Origin of the sequence: Arthrobacter sp. Hiyo1 (genome assembly GCF_001263615.2) — a bacterium.
GTDB lineage: Bacteria > Actinomycetota > Actinomycetes > Actinomycetales > Micrococcaceae > Arthrobacter.
Window position 1 is genome coordinate 420,950 of record NZ_DF952470.1, and the last position, 2,294, is coordinate 423,243.

General features: G+C 67.0%; 1 protein-coding gene and 2 pseudogenes. 1 reads left to right on the plus strand and 2 read right to left on the minus strand.

Going from position 1 to position 2,294, the window contains the following annotated elements; all coding sequences use genetic code 11:
* Positions 1-1,127: pseudogene (locus AHiyo1_RS10805) on the minus strand (aminotransferase-like domain-containing protein); the annotation flags it as partial.
* A gap of 59 nt (positions 1,128-1,186) precedes the next feature.
* Between AHiyo1_RS10805 and yczE the strand changes: the two are divergent.
* Positions 1,187-1,807 (plus strand): membrane protein YczE, encoded by a 621-nt coding sequence (gene yczE, locus AHiyo1_RS10810; protein WP_059388569.1) that lies wholly within the window; start codon positions 1,187-1,189, stop codon positions 1,805-1,807.
* Positions 1,808-1,882: 75 nt separating this feature from the next.
* Here yczE and AHiyo1_RS10815 read toward each other — a convergent pair.
* Positions 1,883-2,294 (minus strand): annotated as a pseudogene (locus AHiyo1_RS10815) (Fpg/Nei family DNA glycosylase); the annotation flags it as partial.

Sequence of the window (2,294 nt, forward strand, 5' to 3'; positions counted from 1 at the left end):
TCGCGTCCAGCGTTCGGCGAAAGCCCGGAGCAGCCGAGCCGCAGCCAGCTGCTCGACGACGGGCCCGCCCAGATCCATCGTTGTCCGGGTCTGCACGAAGCGGTTGATCAGGTCCTCTTCGGCGCGGATCCACCCGGTCCGGAGCCCGGCCCAATGCGATTTGCTGAGCGATCCGATGGTCACCACCGCCGGACTGAACGCCGCGAGCGGCGAGGTGCTGACGCCGTCGAGGTTTAGCTCCCGCAGCGTTTCGTCTACCACCAGTACCGTGCCCGTCCCTGCCGCCTCGCGGACCAGGCGGCGCCGCTGAAGGTTGGACATGATCCGCCCGGTGGGGTTGTGGAAGTCCGGGACGAGGTAGGCCATGGCCGGGCGTTGGTGGCGCATTGCGGCCACCATGCCGTCGATATCCCAAGCGCCCGACGTCGGCTCGGCGGCAGCGCCCGACGTCGGCTCGGCGGCAGGCGGCATGGGTACCGGAACCGTGCGTGAGCCCGAAGCGCGGATTGCATCGAGAGCGTTGGGGTAGCTGGGATGCTCCACGAGGACCTTCTGCTGCCGCCCGGCGAGGGTCTTCAGGATAATGTTCAGCGCGTGCTGGGCCCCCGAAGTCACCAGTATCTGTGCGGCCGTCGTGGGGATGCCGGCTGCCGTGTAGCGGTCCGCGATGGCTTCCCGGAGGGGTGGGAGGCCGACCGCGTCGTAGCCAAAACCGGGCAACAGCGCAGGGAGATCGATCAACGCATCCGCGAATGCCCGGTGCACCACCTCGCCCGTCGCTGGCAGTGAAGCATAGGCGAGGTCAAGGATTCCCTCCGGAACGGCCAGTCCAGGTCCGCTGACGGGGACCGTCCGGTGTGGAATGCCCGTCCGGCCCCTGCTGCCCTGGCCGCCGCTCAGGAATCCTGCTCGCGCAGGCTGGCATAGGCGGCAGTGACGGTGGTCCGGCTGACGCCCAGGGTGACGGCGAGCGCGCGCTCACTGGGCAGTGCCACGTCGAGCGGGATGCGCCCGTCCATCACCAAAAGGCGTACGACGTCGGCAAGCTCGCGATAGGCGGGAGCGGCGCCAGTGTTCCACGGACCGAGGAGACGCACCATGGCTGTGGGGTTGAGGGATCCGGGCATAAGACCAGTATTGCAAACTGGCTATGGAAAGCAATGCCAGTTTTCGGGAGCATGGTTTCATGATGACCCGCAGAATCACCCAGCTCCTGATTGGCCTCGCAATGTACGGGATCTCCCTGGCCATGTTCATCCGGGCCGGCCTTGGCCTGGACCCCTGGGATGTCTTCCACCAAGGCGTCGCGGGGAAGATCGGGTGGAGCATCGGCACCGTCGTCGTAGTGGTCAGCTTCCTGGTTCTTCTCCTCTGGATACCGCTGAGGCAGATGCCCGGTTTCGGAACCCTCGCCAACGCCGTTCTGGTGGGAGTCTTCGCGGACATCGGCCTGGCCCTGATCCCGGCGTTCTCGCACCTGGGTGGTCAGATCGCCATGCTCGCCGGCGCCGTGGTCCTGAACGGAATCGCTTCCGCTTGCTACATCGGCGCACGCCTTGGCCCGGGTGCCCGCGACGGACTCATGACGGGACTTGCCCGCCGCACCGGATGGTCGGTGCGTTTGTCCCGGACCTTGATCGAGGTTGTCGTGCTCGGTGTGGGCTGGCTGTTGGGTGGGTCCGTCGGCGTTGGAACCGTTGTCTACGCCTTGGCCATTGGCCCGGTGGTTCAGCTATTGCTGCCGCTGTTTACGGTTCCGGTGAAGGCTCCCGTGGCTGCCCCGGAAGCCGTGCCGGCCACTTCGTGACGCGGAATCTTCCTGGCGACTCGCAGATTTCTTGACGCCCCCGGAATTCCGGGGCGTCAGGGAATTTCCGCAGCGTCAGCCGGACGAGCCGGGCTGGCACTCCGGGCAGAAGTAGATGGTGCGGTCTTCCATCCCGGATGCTGGCCCCAGCACTCCGCGGCGAATCGGCGTCCGGCAACGAAGGCACGGCTGGTGCTCGCGGCCGTACACCCAGTAGCCGGAGCGGGGAATTCCCCGGACTCCAGGGAACGCTGTGCCGCGCGTGATCCTTGGCCCGGGTCCGAGGTTGGCTTCGAGCATAACCTTGGCTTCGGCGAGCATCGCCGGCAGATCCTTCACAGCCGATACCGGCGCGGCCGGATGTACCCCGGCCAGGAAACACGCCTCGCAACGGTAGATATTGCCGAGGCCGGCGAGGTTCCGCTGGTCCAACAGTGCGACGCCGATCGGTGCGTCCGGCGCGGCCCGGAGCCGACGAACGGCCTCT